This window comes from Geotalea uraniireducens Rf4 (assembly GCF_000016745.1).
GTDB lineage: Bacteria > Desulfobacterota > Desulfuromonadia > Geobacterales > Geobacteraceae > Geotalea > Geotalea uraniireducens.
Genome location: NC_009483.1, coordinates 404,423 through 422,042, shown reverse-complemented (window position 1 = coordinate 422,042; position 17,620 = coordinate 404,423). Strand labels below are relative to the sequence as shown.

18 protein-coding genes are annotated in these 17,620 nt (G+C 55.9%); 13 read left to right on the top strand and 5 right to left on the bottom strand.

Features of this window, described 5'->3' with window-relative positions; all coding sequences use genetic code 11:
• The first annotated feature begins 5 nt into the window (after nt 1-5).
• From hemA to GURA_RS01835, 5 genes are all read left to right on the top strand, one after another.
• Nucleotides 6-1,310, top strand: coding sequence for a glutamyl-tRNA reductase (hemA, locus tag GURA_RS01855; RefSeq protein ID WP_011937302.1), 1,305 nt, complete (start codon nt 6-8; stop codon nt 1,308-1,310).
• Between the two features lie 44 nt (nt 1,311-1,354).
• On the top strand, nt 1,355-2,311 hold the full coding sequence (hemC, locus tag GURA_RS01850; RefSeq protein ID WP_011937301.1) for a hydroxymethylbilane synthase: 957 nt from the start codon (nt 1,355-1,357) through the stop codon (nt 2,309-2,311).
• A gap of 114 nt (nt 2,312-2,425) precedes the next feature.
• Nucleotides 2,426-3,958 (top strand): uroporphyrinogen-III C-methyltransferase, encoded by a 1,533-nt coding sequence (cobA, locus tag GURA_RS01845; protein ID WP_011937300.1) that lies wholly within the window; start codon nt 2,426-2,428, stop codon nt 3,956-3,958.
• A 37-nt stretch (nt 3,959-3,995) separates the two neighbouring features.
• Nucleotides 3,996-4,379, top strand: coding sequence for a DnaJ family domain-containing protein (locus GURA_RS25065; protein ID WP_041245661.1), 384 nt, complete (start codon nt 3,996-3,998; stop codon nt 4,377-4,379).
• Between the two features lie 5 nt (nt 4,380-4,384).
• Entirely contained in the window at nt 4,385-4,693 is a 309-nt protein-coding gene (locus tag GURA_RS01835) for a hypothetical protein (RefSeq protein WP_011937298.1), read from the top strand.
• 549 nt (nt 4,694-5,242) lie between these two features.
• On the opposite strand, the gene GURA_RS01830 is transcribed toward GURA_RS01835, so the two are convergent.
• A complete protein-coding gene (locus tag GURA_RS01830) occupies nt 5,243-5,485 on the bottom strand; it encodes a type II toxin-antitoxin system HicA family toxin (RefSeq protein ID WP_011937297.1) in 243 nt (80 codons plus the stop codon).
• Entirely contained in the window at nt 5,482-5,688 is a 207-nt protein-coding gene (locus tag GURA_RS01825; RefSeq protein ID WP_041245215.1) for a 2-oxoisovalerate dehydrogenase, read from the bottom strand. The genes GURA_RS01830 and GURA_RS01825 overlap by 4 nt, the downstream gene beginning before the upstream one ends.
• 129 nt (nt 5,689-5,817) lie before the next feature.
• Between GURA_RS01825 and GURA_RS01820 the strand changes: the two genes are divergently transcribed.
• The 3 genes from GURA_RS01820 (at nt 5,818) to GURA_RS01810 (ending at nt 6,846) form a co-directional block, all read left to right on the top strand.
• Nucleotides 5,818-6,135, top strand: coding sequence for a nucleotidyltransferase domain-containing protein (locus GURA_RS01820; protein WP_011937296.1), 318 nt, complete (start codon nt 5,818-5,820; stop codon nt 6,133-6,135).
• Nucleotides 6,136-6,316: 181 nt separating this feature from the next.
• On the top strand, nt 6,317-6,535 hold the full coding sequence (locus GURA_RS01815; RefSeq protein WP_011937295.1) for an addiction module protein: 219 nt from the start codon (nt 6,317-6,319) through the stop codon (nt 6,533-6,535).
• Complete coding sequence (locus tag GURA_RS01810; RefSeq protein WP_011937294.1) at nt 6,532-6,846, top strand: type II toxin-antitoxin system RelE/ParE family toxin; 315 nt, start codon at nt 6,532-6,534, stop codon at nt 6,844-6,846. The genes GURA_RS01815 and GURA_RS01810 overlap by 4 nt, the downstream gene beginning before the upstream one ends.
• Before the next feature lie 236 nt (nt 6,847-7,082).
• On the opposite strand, the gene GURA_RS01805 is transcribed toward GURA_RS01810, so the two are convergent.
• A complete protein-coding gene (locus GURA_RS01805; protein ID WP_011937293.1) occupies nt 7,083-8,084 on the bottom strand; it encodes a DUF362 domain-containing protein in 1,002 nt (333 codons plus the stop codon).
• A gap of 427 nt (nt 8,085-8,511) precedes the next feature.
• Here GURA_RS01805 and GURA_RS01800 point away from each other — a divergent pair, with 427 nt between their 5' ends.
• From GURA_RS01800 to hemB, 4 genes are all read left to right on the top strand, one after another.
• Nucleotides 8,512-9,369 (top strand): substrate-binding domain-containing protein, encoded by an 858-nt coding sequence (locus GURA_RS01800; protein ID WP_011937292.1) that lies wholly within the window; start codon nt 8,512-8,514, stop codon nt 9,367-9,369.
• Between the two features lie 109 nt (nt 9,370-9,478).
• The gene (locus tag GURA_RS01795; protein ID WP_011937291.1) at nt 9,479-11,566 is read left to right on the top strand and encodes a methyl-accepting chemotaxis protein; all 2,088 of its coding nucleotides are present in this window, start codon (nt 9,479-9,481) and stop codon (nt 11,564-11,566) included.
• 223 nt (nt 11,567-11,789) lie between these two features.
• Complete coding sequence (locus tag GURA_RS22560; RefSeq protein WP_011937290.1) at nt 11,790-12,308, top strand: hypothetical protein; 519 nt, start codon at nt 11,790-11,792, stop codon at nt 12,306-12,308.
• A gap of 134 nt (nt 12,309-12,442) precedes the next feature.
• Nucleotides 12,443-13,456: a porphobilinogen synthase gene (gene hemB, locus GURA_RS01785; protein ID WP_011937289.1), complete on the top strand. Its 1,014-nt coding sequence runs from the start codon at nt 12,443-12,445 to the stop codon at nt 13,454-13,456.
• A 71-nt stretch (nt 13,457-13,527) separates the two neighbouring features.
• Here hemB and GURA_RS01780 read toward each other — a convergent pair whose 3' ends face one another.
• Nucleotides 13,528-13,860 carry a cupin domain-containing protein gene (locus GURA_RS01780; RefSeq protein ID WP_011937288.1) on the bottom strand — a complete coding sequence of 111 codons (333 nt, stop codon included), beginning with the start codon at nt 13,858-13,860 and terminating at the stop codon, nt 13,528-13,530.
• A 294-nt stretch (nt 13,861-14,154) separates the two neighbouring features.
• Here GURA_RS01780 and GURA_RS01775 point away from each other — a divergent pair, with 294 nt between their 5' ends.
• Entirely contained in the window at nt 14,155-15,240 is a 1,086-nt protein-coding gene (locus tag GURA_RS01775) for a ribonuclease Z (protein ID WP_011937287.1), read from the top strand.
• Between the two features lie 96 nt (nt 15,241-15,336).
• Here GURA_RS01775 and GURA_RS01770 read toward each other — a convergent pair whose 3' ends face one another.
• Nucleotides 15,337-17,529 (bottom strand): sensor histidine kinase, encoded by a 2,193-nt coding sequence (locus tag GURA_RS01770; protein ID WP_011937286.1) that lies wholly within the window; start codon nt 17,527-17,529, stop codon nt 15,337-15,339.
• Nucleotides 17,530-17,620: the final 91 nt, after the last annotated feature.

Genomic DNA, 17,620 nt, shown 5'->3' with positions numbered 1-17,620 from the left:
CGTTTATGAATATTATTGTGGTTGGGCTGTCCCATAAGACAGCCACCGTGGAGATACGGGAAAAGGTGGCCTTCGCCCCGACGCAGATGGAAAAACCTCTGCACGCCCTTGTCTCGCTACCCGACATCACAGAAGCAGTCATCGTTTCCACCTGCAACCGGGTGGAGATTTACGCCACCACTCGCGACATTGCCGGCGGTGTCGCACGGCTCAAGCGTTTCCTGGCAGATTACCACAACATTTCACTGGAAACTCTGGAGCCGCACCTCTACAGTTACCACGGTGAAGCAGCAACCCGCCACGTGTTCCGGGTAGCCTCCAGCCTCGACTCCATGGTGGTCGGCGAGCCGCAGATCCTGGGCCAGATCAAGACCTCTTACGGTTACGCCGCAGAATACAAAAGCTCCGGCATCATCCTCAACCGCTTCCTGCACAAGGCCTTTTCCGTTGCCAAACGGGTCCGCACCGAAACAAAGATCGCCTCGTCCGCAGTATCCGTGGCATTTGCCGCCGTCGAACTGGCAAAGAAGATCTTCGGCGACCTCTCCGACAAGACCGTCATGCTCATCGGAGCCGGCGAGATGTGCGAGCTGGCGGCCAAGCACTTCATCAATACCGGCGTTCGCGGCGTCATGGTCACCAACCGCACCTTTGAACGGGCAGTGAAGCTGGCGGAGGAGTTCGACGGCAAGGCGGTCAATTACGAAGAGCTCTTCGATCATCTGCACAAGGCGGACATCGTCCTCTCCTCCACCGGTGCCCCCCACTTCATCATCGGGCCGAAGAACGTGGAAGAAGTCATCCGTCGACGCAAGATGAAACCGATGTTTTTCATCGACATCGCCGTTCCCCGCGACATCGACCCCAAGGTCAACGACGTGGAAAACATCTATCTCTACACCGTTGACGATCTGAACGGCGTTGTCGCCACAAACCTGGAACAGCGCAACAAAGAGGCAGAGAAGGCGGAAGCAATTGTCGAGCAGGAGATCGGTCAGTTTTTCAAATGGCTCTCCTCCCTGGAGGTCACTCCGACCATCGTCGCGCTCCGCAGCAAATTTGACGAGATCCGCCGCGCAGAACTGGCAAAGACCCTGGCCAACTGGAAAGAGCTGCCGCCGGACGCTGAAAAACGTCTGGAAGCATTGACCAGCGCCATCATGAACAAACTGCTTCACCAACCGACGAGCGTACTGAAGCGTGCCGAGCAGGGCAATCGCAACGATCTCTACATCGATGCCCTGCGCAACCTCTTTGAACTGGAGACGACAAGGCCGGAAGTTGAGGAACTTGGAGAACTGGAAGAATAATAAATGGATCTGGTTTTAACTTTTTTTAAAGGAGATATGGATAAATGGCACTGAAAACTCTACGCATAGGAACACGCGCCAGCCAGCTGGCGCTCTGGCAGGCCAACTGGGTGAAGTCTGAGCTGGAAAAGCGTTATCCGGGGCTGGAAGTATCCCTGCTCAAGATCAAGACCATCGGCGACAAGATCCTCGACGTGCCACTGGCCCAGGTGGGGGGGAAAGGGCTGTTCGTCAAGGAGATCGAAGAGGCCATGCTGCGCGGCGACATCGACATTGCAGTCCACAGCATGAAGGATGTGCCGACCGAGTTTCCCGAAGGTCTGGGACTGCACTGCATTACCGAGCGGGAAGACCCGCGCGATGCGGTCATTTCCCGTGGCATAAAATTCGCCGACCTGCCAAAAGGGGCGAAAATCGGCACCAGCGCCCTGCGCCGCCAAGCCCAGCTGCTGAAAATCCGCCCGGACATGGAGATGGTCATCATCCGCGGCAACGTGGAAACCCGCATCAACAAGCTGGAGGCGGAGAACCTCGACGCCGTAATCCTTGCCGCTGCCGGCCTGAAGCGACTCGGCTTCACCGACAAGGTGGCGGAGTACCTCCCCACGGATCTTTCCATTCCGGCCATCGGCCAGGGGGCGCTCGGCATCGAATGCCGCCTCGACAACGAAGAGGTGAAAAGCGCCATCGACTTCTTCAACCATCCCGCCACCGCTTATGCGGTCAGGGCCGAGCGCGCCCTTCTCTGGCGCTGCGAAGGGGGCTGCCAGGTCCCCATTGCCGCATTCGGCGAGGTTGAAGGCGACCAGCTGAAGCTGACCGGCTTCATCGCTTCGGTGGACGGCAAAACCTCGGTGAAGGGGAGCGTCAGCGGACCTGCTGAAGAGTGCGAAAAACTCGGCATCACCCTTGCCGAGCAACTGCTCAAGGACGGTGGTCACGAGATCCTTGCCGAAGTCTACCAGCGGGAAGTTTCACGGGAAAAAGAGATTCCCGTTTAAGGACCGGTGGATGGGCGGATGGGTGTATGAGTGCCCAGCCGCCCCTTTACCCATACCCCCATTACCCGTTGTTCCCCATGCGCTCCCATTTCCCACTGAATCAGGCGTTGATCCATGACCGAAATTTCTAAAAAACGCGGCTTTGTCTACCTCATCGGCGCCGGCCCCGGCGATCCCGGCCTGATAACCGTCAAGGGGCGCGACTGCATCGGCAAGGCTGACGTCATCCTCTACGATTACCTGGCCAACGAGCACCTTCTCACCTACGCCGCACCCCATGCAGAACTGATCTATGCAGGCAAGGTAGGGGGTGTCCATAACCGCGAGCAGTGGCAGATCAATGAGCTGTTGGTGGAGAAGGCCCTCGAAGGAAAGGTCGTGGCCCGCCTCAAGGGGGGCGACCCCTTTGTCTTCGGCCGCGGCGGCGAAGAGTGCGAGACCCTGGTCGCGTCAGGCATTCCCTTCGAGATCGTACCAGGGGTGACCGCCGGCATCGGCGCTGCCGCCTACGCCGGGATACCCCTTACCCACCGCGACTTCACCACATCGGTGGCCTTTGTCACCGGCCACGAGAACCCGGGCAAGGAAGCGTCGGACATCGACTGGGAACGTCTTTCCCTCGGGAGCGGCACGGTGGTCTTCTACATGGGGATCAAGAACCTGCCCTTGATCGCGCAAAACCTGATGGCCCACGGAAGAAGCGCAGAAACGCCTGTGGCCCTGATCCGCTGGGGGACAAGGCCGGAGCAGGAGGTTTTGGTCGGCACCCTGGCCGACATCGCCGACAAAGCGCGCAAGGCGGCCTTCAAGGCGCCGGCAATCACCGTCGTCGGCAACGTGGTCACCCTTCGGGACAAGCTGCGCTGGTTCGACAACCGCCCCCTCTTCGGCAAGGGGGTCCTGGTAACCCGGGCCGCCGACCAGGCGGGCGAATTCTCCCGCCTCCTCGCGGGCTACGGCGCCCAGGTCTTCGAGTGCCCCACCATCCGGATCGTGCCGCCGGAATCGTTCGATGGGCTCGACGGAGCCATTGCCTCGCTGCCGTCCTTCGCCTGGCTGATTTTCACCTCCTGCAATGCCGTCAGCAGCTTCTTCACACGCCTGCACGATCGCGGGCTGGACAGCAGGGCCATCGGCCCCTGCCGCATCTGCGCCGTGGGCCCCAAAACAGCGGCTGCGCTCTCCACGTACGGCATCATCGCAGACCTGGTGCCGGCCGATTACAAGGCGGAAGGGGTGATCGAAGCGTTCAGATCCCTCGACATGAACGGCAAGCGGGTCCTTTTCCCCAAGGCAGACCGGGCGCGCGATCTCATCCCGACGGAGCTGCAGAAGATGGGGGCGGAGATCGAAGCACCCGTCGCCTACCGCAACGTCATCCCGGAGGCCCTGCCGTCTGAAGCCCTGCAAGCACTGGAAGAGCGGCGCATTCGCTGCATCACCTTCACCTCCTCATCAACGGCCCAGAACCTGGCCGCCATGCTCGGTGAAAACCGGCTGCTGAACCTCCTGGAAGGGGTGACTATCGCCTCCATCGGCCCGATAACTTCTCGGACCTGCCGCGAACTGGGACTGCCGGTGGATATCGAGCCCCCGGCATATACCCTGGAAGCACTGACCGGGGAGATCGTCCGGCATTTTACCTGAAGAGCACCGATCTTCCGCCGACAATCAACGAATGAGCATGGACGTTTTCGCAACAATAGCCGAGCGCAGAATCAGGGAAGCCATGGAGCGGGGGGAATTCGACAACCTTGCCGGCAAGGGGAAACCGCTGGCCGAGGAGGACCTTTCCGCCGTGCCGGAGGAGCTGCGCATGGCCTACAAGGTGATGAAAAACGCCGGTTGCCTGCCGCCCGAACTGGAGCTTTCCAACAAGGTCCACTCCCTGCGACGGCTGGTGCTCTCCATGGACGACGGCGAGGAACGGAGCAGGAAGGTGCGCGAGCTGAACCACAAGCTGATGAAGCTGGAGATGGCCCGCAGGCGCCCCATGAGCCTGGATCTCCTGCCGGCATACCAGGAGAAGATGCTCGACCGGCTGGCGGGAGAGGAGCGGAAGGGGTGACCGTGATGGAGCATGTGAATGAGATGAACTGGTATCATTTGCCCCTGACCACCGGGCAGGTGGCAGCAGGGGAGGTGCAGCAGCGCAAGGAAGCTTTTTCCGAAGCCTTTGCCGCTGCCCGCGCACCGCGCTCGATGGCGTTTTTTCAGCAAGGGCGCGAAGATGGGGGAGTGGATCTCTTCCTCACCCCCGAGTGCGGCGAGCACGCGGCGGAGCTCTTAGCTGAGTGGGGGTGCGTCCCCTGCGAACGCCCTTCGATGATCGGACTTTATCTCCTCGTCGGCCATAACGAGATAACCTACTATATGCCCTGACCGCTATCCTTTCTCAATCCTTACCTTTTCCCAACTTGTTAAATCTCGCACAAATTTGTTGTATATATGACAACCATTTCCTCTGGACTATTCGATTTTGGAGGAAACTGACTATAAGTATCCTGAATCTGGGGCATATTACGGTTACATGACACGGGGATGCGTTAGAAAATGTGAGTTCTGTGCTGTACCAATATTGAATGCACTACAAGCATAACGGCACTACTCAAGAATGGTTAGATCTTTTCAGGTCACTTACCGAGCAACAAAGAAAAATTGTTTTACCAATAATCGAATCTAATCATATGAATAGTCTGCCTATACGTGTGACAGACCCAAAGCTACTCGCCTTTTTGGAGCATTATAGAAATTCAGATCGAGTTATAGACAAACTTGCCTCCAACTCATAGTGACTTTTGATTCAGCCCAAATAGCCGCCTACTTCATTATGACAGCATCAACAGGGGGACATTTCGGGTCAGAAGTGCAAACATGCAAACTTAAAGATACTTAAAGTCTGCGGGAAAGCAGGGACACTTTTACATCATTTCAAGAGAAAAAGCGCTTCAACAGCTCTTCTCGCGTCAGCTTGTGATGGGATTCGATATCGGAAAGAATTGCCGCCAGGGTCCCTATTTTCAGGGGATTGTGGGCGGGTACGGTAATGTGATGCTCGCCGTTTTCAACCGTAGAGAGCCTGATGTGACTGCCGGTCTGTCGGGTGACATGATAACCGAGTTTGACGAGGGCTTTTGCCAGGTCGTTTCCGGTGATGTCACGCGGCAGCTTCATACGGCGAGGACTTCTTCGTGGACAAAGTGCAGGCGGATCATCTTCGGCGCTTTCCCTTCATCGAAGTGGCACCGAACCGCATCCCGTACATTGGCATGGAGTTCTTCAAGGGTATCTGCCTCGGTGAAAATCGATTCCCCGAGTGCTTTGGCCGCGTAGCCGCCTTCTGAGGCTTCTTCAACAAGGAAAAAGATTTCGTTCATGGGGAACTCCTTTGTTGAGGCAATAATAACAAAGTGCCGGGTCATAAGCAAAAATAAATTGAGCTCGGCCACAAACAGAGCGCAGGGCCAGGCTTCCAAGATGACCCTTATCATGCATGGAGTCGCACCATGATAGATCAAGCTCTTCTGGACAGGGCAACCGAACTGCTCAAGGAAACCGCCCATCCGCAAAAAATCATCCTGTTTGGCTCCCATGCCCGGAAAGAAGCGCGCGAAGACAGCGATGTCGATATACTCGTTATTGAAAATGAGGTAAAGGTTCGTATTGCCGAAATGGTGCGCCTTAACCGGACCCTGAGTCCGCTTCGCATTCCCGTCGATCTGCTGGTGGTCAGCCGGGAGACCTTCGAATATTGGGCTGAAACTCCGGGCAATGTATATTACCAGGCAAAAACGGAAGGAAAGGTAGTTTATGAGGCAGCATGAGCAGGCCATGCTCCTGGTGAAAAAATGCCGACGACGACGAGGTCCTTTGCAGGTCATTCCCTGTCGCCTTGACTACCGCTCAACCGTGCTGATATACTCCCTGCATCAACAGTAAGTTTTACACAATTTCTAAGTGTAATTCGGAACGTCCGGCTTACCTGGATAGAGATGAGGTGCCACCATGCTCGAACGTAACAATCCTCTTATTCATCAAGCAACTGCTCTTCCTCCACTTGAACGACTCCAGTTAGTTGACTATATTCTTGAATCGCTGGATATGCCGGATAAGGAGATCGAGAAACTCTGGGCTGATGAAGCATCACGGCGCTGGGAAGGGTATAAGGCTGGAAAAATCAAAACCCTTTCTGCCGCTGAAGTGTTCGAGAAGTACAAACCATGAATATTCGCTTCCTTGAGCCTGCCCGGATCGAGCTTGATGACGCGATTTCCTGGTATGAGATAGAGCAGGAAAATCTTGGGTGGCTTTTTCTTGATGAAGTTCGTTTTGCCTTGAAGCGGATTACCAACTTTCCTGAAAGCTGTGCGACTATTGCTCCTGGGTTGCGGCGTTGCATAACAAGAAGATTCCCTTATATGCTGGTCTACGGCATTGATAACAAGACAGTTGTAATCGTTGCCGTTGCCCATTTGCACCGTGAACCGATGTACTGGCATGACAGACCCACAAGGGAAACCGTGGGGGACGCTTGACCCCACCGACAATCCTCTTGCGATCCAGATAGCTCCCGATCACCGACGAGTTCATCTATCGCTTTTCAACTTCCAACCCGGCCCTTTCTCGCCCCTCGCAACCCATTGATTTTCCCAATAAACCCTGTATACTGGCGACAGTAAACCTACCACAAGGAATATGCCATGAGCGCGAATACGTATTGTGTCTACCGAATTCTCTCCATTCAGGAAATATATATCTGTCAACCCACAGCCTAGCCCTTGGCCAGGATCTGCCGGAGCTTCTCTGAATAACTCCGGCCGGCCTCGTCGTCACTGACGATCTCGATGGCGCCGGGGCCCTTGACCCCCAACCCAAGCTCCACGGCCCTGGCGATCTGTTCCTGGGCGAAGATGGTGGTGTCCATGATCGCCCGGTTGCTCCCAAGTTCCTTGAGAACCGCCAGCCCCACCGCATCAATGGCAATCCTGTCGGTGCCGGCCAGGATCACATCGGCACGCTTTTTCGGCCCCTCCATGGGCCCCTTGTCGACGAAAGCTTCAATGCCATCCAGCAAGATAAGGGCCGGCCGGTAAGAGACGTTCACCTCGGCGATCATTTTGCGCTGGCTGAGAAACGAGGTGTGCAGCTCGCGCATGTTCTTCTTGTGGACGAAGCCGATGGAGTTCTTCAGGGACATGGTGAAGACCCCACCATAGCCGTGAGTCTTGAGGCAGCAGGTGACAACCACGCACTCGGCATCAAGAACCGGCCTCGCCATCAGGAAGCCGTCGTTCCAGTGGCTCGCCGGCGGGATCACCTTCGTCCAGCTTTCCGGTGTCAACTCCTCGAAGTTGATGAGCCCCACGTCGAGACGTTTGCAGAGCTCAATGATCCCTTTGTCGCGCAGCACGTCAGCGGTGTCCGGCGGACCGCTCCGCTCGCCGATGGTAACGGCTTTGGCCCCCATCCCCCGCAGCTCGGCGATGAGCTGGACCAGGGTGTCGTTGTGGGTGGAGGCGGGAAAGAGATCGGCGGTATTGAAGTTAGGCTTTAGCAGCACTCGCTTACCAGCCACAGGGTTGGCTCCCAGCAGCCTGATCGCCCGCTTGATGCCGGTTGCCCGGTTGTCGGTTCTGACCAGGGCAACCCGGGTCCTGGTTGGACCGGCGGCCCTTGGCAGACCGTGACCGGTCGTGTTACCGGCCAGCACCTCGCCGGACATCAACCCCACGGTCCCGGCAACTACGCTCTGCATGAATTGTCGTCGGTTCATGCTTCCCTCCCCTCGGTAGCCTGTCTGTATCCCGGCTTATCTTTTAATATTATCTAATCCTGCTCCACTGGCAAGGAATCCATGGGGTCATGGCCTTGCGTCCGGTGATTCCTGCGGATTACATCTTTCCGACTCCGGCTTGGTACACGCCCTGACCGCTATCCCCTCTTAATCTTTACCTTTTCCCAATGTGTAAATTTTATTTGCACCCATTCCTGCCTAACCCCACGATATTTTATTGATTTTATGCGCTTTCTTGTGTAGAAACGACTAACGTTCATTAATGTTTGGCGCCGGACGCGACCCGGCCGGAAGGTGCTGAGGGTCGAGACGTTGCACGAGTCATCCGGCAGTTGATGACACGCCGGAGGCGAAGAATCGGAAGATGGGGTTCAAGGGAGAGTTCATAAAATACAAGGAGGGTTCAATGATGAAAAGATGGGTTGGTATCTGTGCGGCAGTTCTCTGGTTGAACGCAGCAGCTGCAATGGCGGCCGGAGGACCGGTCAAGATCGGCGTGGCGGCAATGATTTCGCCTAAGGAAACGGTCAAGTATTACAAAAAAATGATCGATTATGTGGGTGCCAAGCTCGGCCAGCCCGTGGAAATGGTACAGAAGGAAAACTACGACGAAACCGACAAGATGCTTGAAAGCGGCGACCTCAATTTTGCTTTCGTCTGTTCCGGCCCTTACGTGAAGGATCATGACAAGTTCGGGGCGGAGTTGGTCGTCGCTCCTCAATCCTACGGACAGCCCTTTTATTATGCCTATATAATTGCGCACAAGAATAGTCCGGCCAAGAACCTGGGGGATCTGAAAGGGAAGAAATTCGCCTTTACCGATCCCAAGTCCAATACCGGCAAGATCGTTCCCACCTATATGATTGGCAAGGATTTCAACACCACTCCCGAGAAATTTTTCAGCAAGGTGCTCTATACAAAGAGTCATGACAAATCCATCGAGGCGGTTGCCAAGAAACTGGTGGACGGGGCGAGCGTAGACAGCCTTATCTACGATTATGCAGCAAAGAAAAACCCCGCATTTACCTCCCAAACCAAGATTATCCGTAAATCACCCAAATATGGCATTCCGCCAGTGGTTGTCAGGAAAGACACCGATCCGACTCTGAAGGCGAAGATCAGGGACATTTTCCTCAACATGCACAAGGATGCGGAAGGGAAAGCCATTCTCGACGGTATAATGGTCGACAAGTTCATCGTACCCAAGGATGCCGATTACAACTCGGTAAGGGAGATGGACAGCTGGCTGAAAAAACATCTGTAATATTTTGATCCAACATTGTCATGCCGTCCGGCGGTGTAAACCGCGGACGGCATGACAGCGCAGGTGAGATTCACCAACTTTTATCGAGTCTCTTAAGGAGCACGCTCAAATGTCAGGTAGAATGCTGAAGTTCAAAGGCAGTATCCGCGCCAAATTACTTCTTATCGTTGTGGGAATCCTCATCTTTTCGACCGTTGTGGGGACAGCGCTGATAATTTTCAATGAGCGGGCAACTCTCAACAGATTTCTTATCGATAAAGGGCGCAGCCTTGGAACATATATCGCCAACATCAGCAAGGACCCGATTCTGCTCAAGGACAACATTCAGCTTGACGCCATTGTCGGTGACATCACCAAAGACGAAGATGTGATATATGCACTTATCCAGGACAACGAAAATGCATACCTGACCACCCACCTTGCGAGCTTCTCCGAAAAATCTCCCATTGCAAAAAAAATCATCGCCGGGTTACCACAGGACAGCGATACTGGTGCGATCCTTACGGCAATCAGGAAGTCGGGACTGGCCATCGAGATTTCACACAAGGTGACTATTGATTCAAGCGACCACGGCACGGTCTATATCGGTCTTTCAGATGCAAAGGTCAAAAATCAGTTAACGAAGACCGTCTTTTATGTCATAGCTGTAAATCTTGCCATGGCGTTGATTCTCGGTGTAATTCTTTTCTTTACCATGAAGCGACTGATTATCAGACCGATAGTATCACTGTGCCAGGTGACGGAGCAGGTGGCCAACGGGGACCTGTCAAGGACTCTTGAGGTTGTTTCAAATGACGAGTTCGGACATTTGACAGAGTCTCTTAACGGCATGATCCAGAACCTGAATCAGATAGTTACCCAGGTCAATGCTGCAGCGGGAGAACTGAACCACATCACCGAGAATTTGGCTGGAACGACCGGCAAGGTGGTAAATGCCGCACAGCTCCAGTCCGAGGGGGTCAGTAATACCTCGTCGGCGGTTATCGAGATCAATGCATCCATCAAGGGTGTGGCTCAGAGCATCGATCACTTGTCACTGTCTGCTTCCGAAAGCTCATCGTCAATCCTGGAGATGACTGCCAGTGTCACCGAAGTTGCCCATAATGCTGAAACTCTCAACAAATCCGTAGGTGAAGTGAGTTCATCCATAGTGCAGATGACAGCTTCCATCAAGCGGGTGGGAAGCAGCGTTGGAAACCTTCAGGAAGCGGCTGCCAGCACCTCTTCCTCGGTCATGCAGATGGATACCAGCATAAAACAGGTCGAACGGAGTGCAGCCGCCGCTGCGGCAATTTCCGACGAGGTGCGCGGTGATGCGGAATTCGGTCGCTCTGCCGTTGAAGCTTCCATTGTTGGAATAAGCGAGATTAAACGCGCATCGGATATTACCTCTGAGGTTATTAACTCGCTCTCCGAGCGAGCAAGCGCAATCGGCGTCATCCTCTCGGTCATCGACGAAGTGGCGGGCCAAACCAATCTTCTTGCCCTCAATGCAGCCATTATTGCCGCCCAGGCGGGAGAACACGGTAAAGGCTTTGCAGTCGTCGCCGACGAGATAAAGGAACTGGCTGAGCGAACCAGCGCCTCCACCCAAGAGATAACAAAGGTGATAAGTGCTGTACAGAACGAGACGGCACGGGCAGTTGAAGCGATTCATATCGCAGAGAAGAGCATTGCCGATGGAAAAGATCTTTCCGAAAAATCGGGTGAAGCCCTGAAGAAGATATATGAAGGGGTGCAGAAGGCTACCGACCAGATGCGCGAGATTGCACTAACCACCCTCGAACAGTCCAAGGGAAGCCAGATGATCCGTGAGGCGATGGAGCAGGTATCCGAGATGGTCGGTCAAATTGCGAAAGCCACCAAGGAGCAGTCGCAGGGAAGCGAGCTTATCATGTCTTCGGCGGAACATATGAAGCAACTGACCGAGCAGGTGCGGAATTCTACCCTTGAACAGAGCAAGGTGGCCAATTTTATCGCACAGTCCACCGAGAATATCACCAGCATGATCTCCACTATTAGCCGTGCCTCAGGAGAGCAGTCCCGCGGTAGCGACCAGATTGCCCATGCTGTAGAGGACATCCAGTCCTCTGCCTCCATTAATCTGGATGCAACAAAGGTCATGGATAAAGTGGTCACTAACCTCTTTATGCAGATTGGGGTACTTAGAGAACAGATGAAGGTTTTCAAGGTCTGATAACGAACCTCCCCGGTATCGCGTTGTATACATGACAACTATTGCCCCGCTTTTCTCTCATTCCAGCTTCGTATTCAGGAAGATTGTCCTCACCCCCCATACTTCCACCGGTCCGTTGATTTACCGGATCAATCCTGTATAATTGCGGGCAACGGGCATCAGCCGTCCGCTCTAACCACTTTCTCTCAACAACCGAAAAATAGCCGCAAAAGGGAGACAGGTCATGATGATGCCGAACCGGCAACGCCTCGCCTACCATGAGGCGGGACACGCAGTGATGCAGACCCTGCTCGGCCGGGGGCGGTTTGCCGTTGCCGAGGTCTCCATCGCTGATGGGACTTCATGCGTGGGGACTCTCCTCCGGAAGCAGGGGCACTCCCTCCTCGGCGGCAACGCGGACCTGAACCTCTATGAGCTCGGTCTGGCAACACTGGCCGGCATTGCCGCCGAGAACCGCTATTTCGAGGACAATGCGCCTGCGGATGAGGACAAGCGCTGGGGCGCCGCGAGCGACATCGACGAGTGGGAAAACGCCTGCCGCCGGCTCTATCCGGACGGGCGGCAGACGCGCCTCGTGGGGCTGAACGTCATGCGGAAGCTTCACGAGATCTTCAACGCTCCCGCCACCTGGCGGACGGTGGAAGAACTGGCCGGGATACTCATGAAAAAGGAGACCGTGGCGGGGGAGGAATTGCAGGGGCTTCTGTCGGGGCTGTTGGAAAACAGCTTTGTCGGCAGGTGACGGGGGACGGTGAGGGACTATCTACAAAAAATCGGGCAACGGCGCAAAATGGTTTGGGCAGTTGGCGTTACTTGTTGTATGATATTTAGCCTGAGCGAATAAAATCGACAATTTCAACATAAAGGAGAAATCCCATGTTCTTTCCCCAATTCAGAGCCCGCCGCATCAGAGGCAAGGAAGTGTTCCGCAACATGGTCCGCGAGACCTCCCTCTCCACCAACGACCTGATCTACCCGATGTTTTCCGCCTTCGGCAAGGGGATCAGGAAGGAAATTTCCTCCATGCCCGGAATCTACCAGCAGTCCATCGAGAACATCGTTGCCGAGGCCCAGGAAGCCTACGAACTGGGCGTACCGGCGGTGATCCTCTTCGGCATCCCGGAAAAAAAGGACGCGGTGGGGAGCGACGCCTACGCCGAACACGGCATCATCCAGGAGACGATCCGGGCGCTGAAAAAAGATGTGCCAAAGCTGGTGGTGATCACCGATGTCTGCATGTGCGAGTACACGGACCACGGCCACTGCGGCATCATCAGAAACGGCGACGTAGACAACGACGAGACCCTGGAACTCCTGGCCAAGGAGGCCCTTTCCCATGCCCGGGCCGGCGCCGACATGGTCGCCCCTTCGGACATGATGGACGGCCGGGTGGCGGCGATCCGCGAAAGCCTCGACGGCAACGGTTTCGACCATATCCCGGTAATGAGCTATGCGGTCAAGTACGCCTCGGGCTACTACGGCCCATTCCGCGAGGCGGCCGAGTCCACCCCCCAGTTCGGCGATCGACGTTCCTATCAGATGGACCCGGCCAACCGCCTGGAAGCCGTGCGCGAGGCACAGATGGACGTCGAGGAAGGGGCGGACATCATCATGGTCAAGCCCGGCCTCCCCTACCTGGACATCGTCCGCGAGATGCGCAACGAATTCAACCTCCCCGTGGCGGTCTACAACGTTTCCGGCGAATACAGCATGATCAAGGCAGCAGGCAAGATGGGGTGGATCGACGAAGAGCGGGTGATCATGGAGACCATGATGTCCTTCAAGCGCGCCGGCGCAGACCTGATCCTCACCTACCACGCCATGGAAGTGGCGAGGCTCCTCCACAAGGGGTACGAGGCAGGCAGAGCAGGCCGCTGCGGCTGTCCGTAAAGAAACCTTCAGATTGACGCAAAAGGCCTGCAAACGCAGGCCTTTTTTGTTTCATGAATACCAAAGTAACGTCAGGAACGGATCATGACCAAAAGCATTTTAAACTGCTTCACCGCTCTCAGGAGATGGGGCTTGTTGGCCGGCATGATGATCATCTGCCCGGCAGACAGATGGTGCGGCTCTCCGGCGATGGTGATCTCCGCCTCGCCATCGAGAATCTGGACGAAGGCATCATAGGGAACGGTGTGCTCGCTCAGCCCCTGCCCTTCGTCGAAAGCAAAAACCGTGACGGTGCCGACCTGCTTGTCAATAAGGGTCCTGCTGGCCACCGTTCCGTCCTGGTAGGAAACCAACGCGGCCAATGTCAGCGCCTCTCCGATAACCGTTCCTTTTTTTTCGCCCATATTCCCCCTCCTTGCCGGGTCGTGTCCCGTCCGTCGTAGTTTTAACCGCTTCCTTAAACCTAGAAAAAGCATTTGAACCGCAAAGACGCTAAGAACGCAAAGGAAAATCAGGCATTTATTTAACTATAGTCTTTCACCTCATTGGTTCGGTTCTTTATCCTCACAAGTATTTGAATTTCTTTGCGCCCTTCGCGCCTTTGCGGTAAATAACTGTCGCTTTTAGGTTAAATACAACATTACCTTTTTCTCCATGTAATGCAATTGACGCAGGTCAAGGTATGATACTATTAGACCATGAAACAGCGACTGCCGTTCCGTTTTATCGAGCCGACCTTCTTCGCCGGTCTGTTGGATGACCCGCTGTTGCTCCTCCATGCCCGCCCGCTGGGGAAAAGCCTCCTCTTCGACTGCGGCCAGCTTCATCACCTGGCCAAACGGGTCTTGAAATCCATAAACGCCCTGTTCATAAGCCACGCCCACATGGACCATTTCATGGGGGTCGACACCTTTATCCGCCACAACCACGTGTCGCCTAAAACGGTGGACATCTTCGGCCCGCCTGGTATCGGCGACAAGATGGCGAGCAAGCTGGCAAGCTACGACTGGAACCTGGCCGAGCCCTGCTGGTGCACCTTCCGGGTTCACGAGGTCGCACCCGGCCGCATCGCAACGTCGCTTTTCACCGGCGCAGAAGGATTTACCCGCCGCGCGGCAGGAGAAGAGCTGCGCATCGATGCGACCATTTACCGCAACGCCTGGCTCAAGGTCGATGCCGCGCTGTGCGACCATAAAATCCCATCGCTCGCCTTCCGGGTCACGGAACGGAAATCCTTTGCCGTGAATGAGGGGAAGATCGAAGAGGCGGGGCTGGTAAGGGGAGACTGGCTGAGGCTTTTGAAGAAACGTTTTCATAACGGCGAATTCGGTACAGAACCGCTGACGGTCCTCGGGCGCCGGGGTGAGATCATCGAAAACCGCACCGTTGAAGATGCGGGAGCTCTCTACGAGGCAATTCGCAAGGAGCAGAAGCCGGGCAGCGTCGGCTACATGACCGACATCGGCTTCAGCGCGGAGAACCTGGAGAGGATCGTCCCCCTGATGGAGGGGGTGACGCTCCTCGTCTGCGAATGCTCCTTTCTCGCCGAAGAGCGTGACAAGGCCCGTGTTTCCCATCACCTCTGCACAAGCGACCTCAATCTCCTCATGGACAGGCTCCGCCCCAGTTTCGTCCTCCCCATGCACCTGTCCAAATCCTACCAGGAGCGCAGCCATCTGCTCTATGAGCAACTCGAAGCGCCACCGGGGGTAACCCTGCTGCAAATCCCGGATCACCTGACGCCACGGCCGCTTCTGGCAAGTGAGGTGCCGCGGCTTTTTTAACCATGGAAATTACGACTGACGTTTGCTCGTGGCTGGTTAACGAGATAGGGGCGGGAATGGGCCTTGAAAGGCGGGAGAGGGAGGGGACCGACGGGCTCATAGGGTGAAGTAAAACGTCGCTCCCCTGGCCGGCGCGCTTTCCGCCCAGATTCGCCCGCCATGCCTCTGAATGATCCGCTGCACGGTGGCGAGCCCGATGCCATTTCCCGGGAATTCCCGTTCAAGGTGCAGTCGCTGGAACGGGGCAAAAAGCTTGCCGGAGTGCGCCATGTCGAAGCCGGCTCCGTTGTCGCGGACAAAAAAGACGGATGCGCCCCCTTCCTCCATTTTGCCGAATTCGATGCAGGAGTGCGGCACGTTTCCGCTGTACTTCCAGGCGTTGCCGAACAGGTTCTCCATCACCGACCTTAATAACCTTGCATCGCCGTTGACCACCAGCCCCTTCGAGATGGTGAAAGAGACCATGCGTTCGGGGTCGCTGAGCCGGAGTTCGGCCATCACCACGACGGCAAGCTCGCTCAAGTCGACGTTTTCCCTGTGCAGCTCGTTGCGGCTTATGGTGGAAAAGTCGAGCATGGCCTCGATGATCTGCGCCATGCGCCGCCCCCCATTGAGGATATTTTCCACGTAAAGCCGCCCTTGGTCGTCAAGGTTCTCGCCGTAGTCTTCCAGCAACTGCTCGCTGTAGCCGCAAATACTCCGCAGCGGGGAGCGCAGGTCATGGGAAACGGAGAAGCTGAATGATTCCAGCTCCCTGCAAGCCTCGGTGAGCCGCGCGGTTCGCTCCGTCACCCGCCGTTCCAGGTCGCTGTTCAGCCTGCGGATTTCTTCTTCCGCTTCCTTGCGCGCGGTAATGTCCCGCACCAGCTCGATCGCCCCAATGACGGCCCCGCTCCCGTCTTTAAGCGGCGAGGCGGCGATTTCAACGTATTTCGCATCATCGCCCTGCTTGACCGTCCGTACCGCGTGGTGCACCTGCAAGTCCAGGAACGCATCGGCAACCGGGCAATCCGGGCAGACCCGGGCATCACTCCCGTAGCCCCGGTAACAATATTCGCCGACGTGGTCACCGAGCATATTTTTATGGATCTGGTTCTGGTAGACGATCCGGTAGTCGGTATCCTGGATGCTCAGGCCGTCCCCCAGGCAGGAAATAATCGCATCCAGCTTGTTCCTCTCCTCCAAAAGCTCCTCGGCGAGCGCCTTTTGCTCGGTGACGTCGGAAACCACCGCATAGAAGATATTCTCCTTTGCAACCGGCTGGAGGTTCCAATGCAGCCAGCGGCCGGGACCGTTCGCCGGAAGATATTTCTTCTCGAACTGGAGCGGTTCCATAATGCCGTCTTCGGACACGAACGACAGGTTGCCGTCCCGTCGCACTTCAAATCCGAACTCCGTCAACCGGCGTCCGGTGAGCTCTTCGGGAGGGATGCCGAGCACCTGGCTCGATGCCGGGCTCACGACCCGGAACGCACCCTCGAAATCGATGAGACAGAGCATGCCGGGGCTGAGATTGAAAACGCTTTTGATCACCTGTTCGGCTTCGCACATCCGCTTGCTGAGATCGGCCCAGTAGGTCCACAGAAACTGCGGGATGGCCCAGATGTGCAGGTTATGCCTGATGGGAGCGTAGATGTCGATGTGGCGCTCATTACTGAGGAGGTTGATGATCATCAGGAATTCGTCGAGGAACAGGAATGTGAAACCGCACATCAGTGCCGTGGAAACCTTCTTGCCCCGGGCGGCGGCATGGATGAAGGTACCGAGCACCAGTCCCATGAAGACGGAGGCAGTGGTCCTGAAAACCATATCGCCCCAGAATGTGCCGAATGGGGCGCCGGCATTACGGGCCTGAAAGTCATGCCATGCAACGGCCGTTACCACGTAGAGCATGAGGGTGATGGTCGTGGCGCCGACGACGAAGAGGCGCGAGAACCTCCGGCATTTGAGCTGGTAGTTGAGAAAGGCGTAACCGATGAAGATGCATGACAGCATGGTCGCGGCGTGTTCCAACGGCGGGTAGTAATTGTACATGAATTCGAACGGCACCATATTGCGCCAGGCGCCGTACTCGGCGGTGAACATCAGAAGTTCCCGCGCCATCCCCATGCTCGCGGCGATCCCCACATAGAGGTCTTTATTTTCGCTGGTCCTGCGCCATTGTCTGAACGCCACCCCCGTAAGGGCGCACCAGAAAAATGTCGGCAACAGGAAGCGGACGGCCACATTGCCCGGCCCTCCCCCCTTGTCGCCGCCGAATTGCACGAGTATTTCAATAAGTTCGTTCATGAAGACCCCATCCATCCTCCCGAGCAAACCGGCCGCATTAAGTCAACGCACATTAAAATATACTTTTACAAGGTACAGTGTCAATACAAAA

What these genes read in the sequence shown, in the direction of transcription:
- hemA (WP_011937302.1), top strand. Translation starts at nt 6, where the DNA reads ATGAATATTATTGTGGTTGGGCTGTCCCATAAGACAGCCACCGTGGAG.
- GURA_RS01820 (WP_011937296.1), top strand. Translation starts at nt 5,818, where the DNA reads ATGATAGATCAAGCTCTTCTGGACAGGGCAACCGAACTGCTCAAGGAA.
- hemB (WP_011937289.1), top strand. Translation starts at nt 12,443, where the DNA reads ATGTTCTTTCCCCAATTCAGAGCCCGCCGCATCAGAGGCAAGGAAGTG.
- GURA_RS01795 (WP_011937291.1), top strand. Translation starts at nt 9,479, where the DNA reads ATGTCAGGTAGAATGCTGAAGTTCAAAGGCAGTATCCGCGCCAAATTA.
- GURA_RS01815 (WP_011937295.1), top strand. Translation starts at nt 6,317, where the DNA reads ATGCTCGAACGTAACAATCCTCTTATTCATCAAGCAACTGCTCTTCCT.
- GURA_RS01800 (WP_011937292.1), top strand. Translation starts at nt 8,512, where the DNA reads ATGATGAAAAGATGGGTTGGTATCTGTGCGGCAGTTCTCTGGTTGAAC.
- GURA_RS01805 (WP_011937293.1), bottom strand. Translation starts at nt 8,084, where the DNA reads ATGAACCGACGACAATTCATGCAGAGCGTAGTTGCCGGGACCGTGGGG.
- GURA_RS01770 (WP_011937286.1), bottom strand. Translation starts at nt 17,529, where the DNA reads ATGAACGAACTTATTGAAATACTCGTGCAATTCGGCGGCGACAAGGGG.
- hemC (WP_011937301.1), top strand. Translation starts at nt 1,355, where the DNA reads ATGGCACTGAAAACTCTACGCATAGGAACACGCGCCAGCCAGCTGGCG.
- cobA (WP_011937300.1), top strand. Translation starts at nt 2,426, where the DNA reads ATGACCGAAATTTCTAAAAAACGCGGCTTTGTCTACCTCATCGGCGCC.
- GURA_RS01830 (WP_011937297.1), bottom strand. Translation starts at nt 5,485, where the DNA reads ATGAAGCTGCCGCGTGACATCACCGGAAACGACCTGGCAAAAGCCCTC.
- GURA_RS01825 (WP_041245215.1), bottom strand. Translation starts at nt 5,688, where the DNA reads ATGAACGAAATCTTTTTCCTTGTTGAAGAAGCCTCAGAAGGCGGCTAC.
- GURA_RS01775 (WP_011937287.1), top strand. Translation starts at nt 14,155, where the DNA reads ATGAAACAGCGACTGCCGTTCCGTTTTATCGAGCCGACCTTCTTCGCC.
- GURA_RS01835 (WP_011937298.1), top strand. Translation starts at nt 4,385, where the DNA reads ATGGAGCATGTGAATGAGATGAACTGGTATCATTTGCCCCTGACCACC.
- GURA_RS01810 (WP_011937294.1), top strand. Translation starts at nt 6,532, where the DNA reads ATGAATATTCGCTTCCTTGAGCCTGCCCGGATCGAGCTTGATGACGCG.
- GURA_RS01780 (WP_011937288.1), bottom strand. Translation starts at nt 13,860, where the DNA reads ATGGGCGAAAAAAAAGGAACGGTTATCGGAGAGGCGCTGACATTGGCC.
- GURA_RS25065 (WP_041245661.1), top strand. Translation starts at nt 3,996, where the DNA reads ATGGACGTTTTCGCAACAATAGCCGAGCGCAGAATCAGGGAAGCCATG.
- GURA_RS22560 (WP_011937290.1), top strand. Translation starts at nt 11,790, where the DNA reads ATGATGATGCCGAACCGGCAACGCCTCGCCTACCATGAGGCGGGACAC.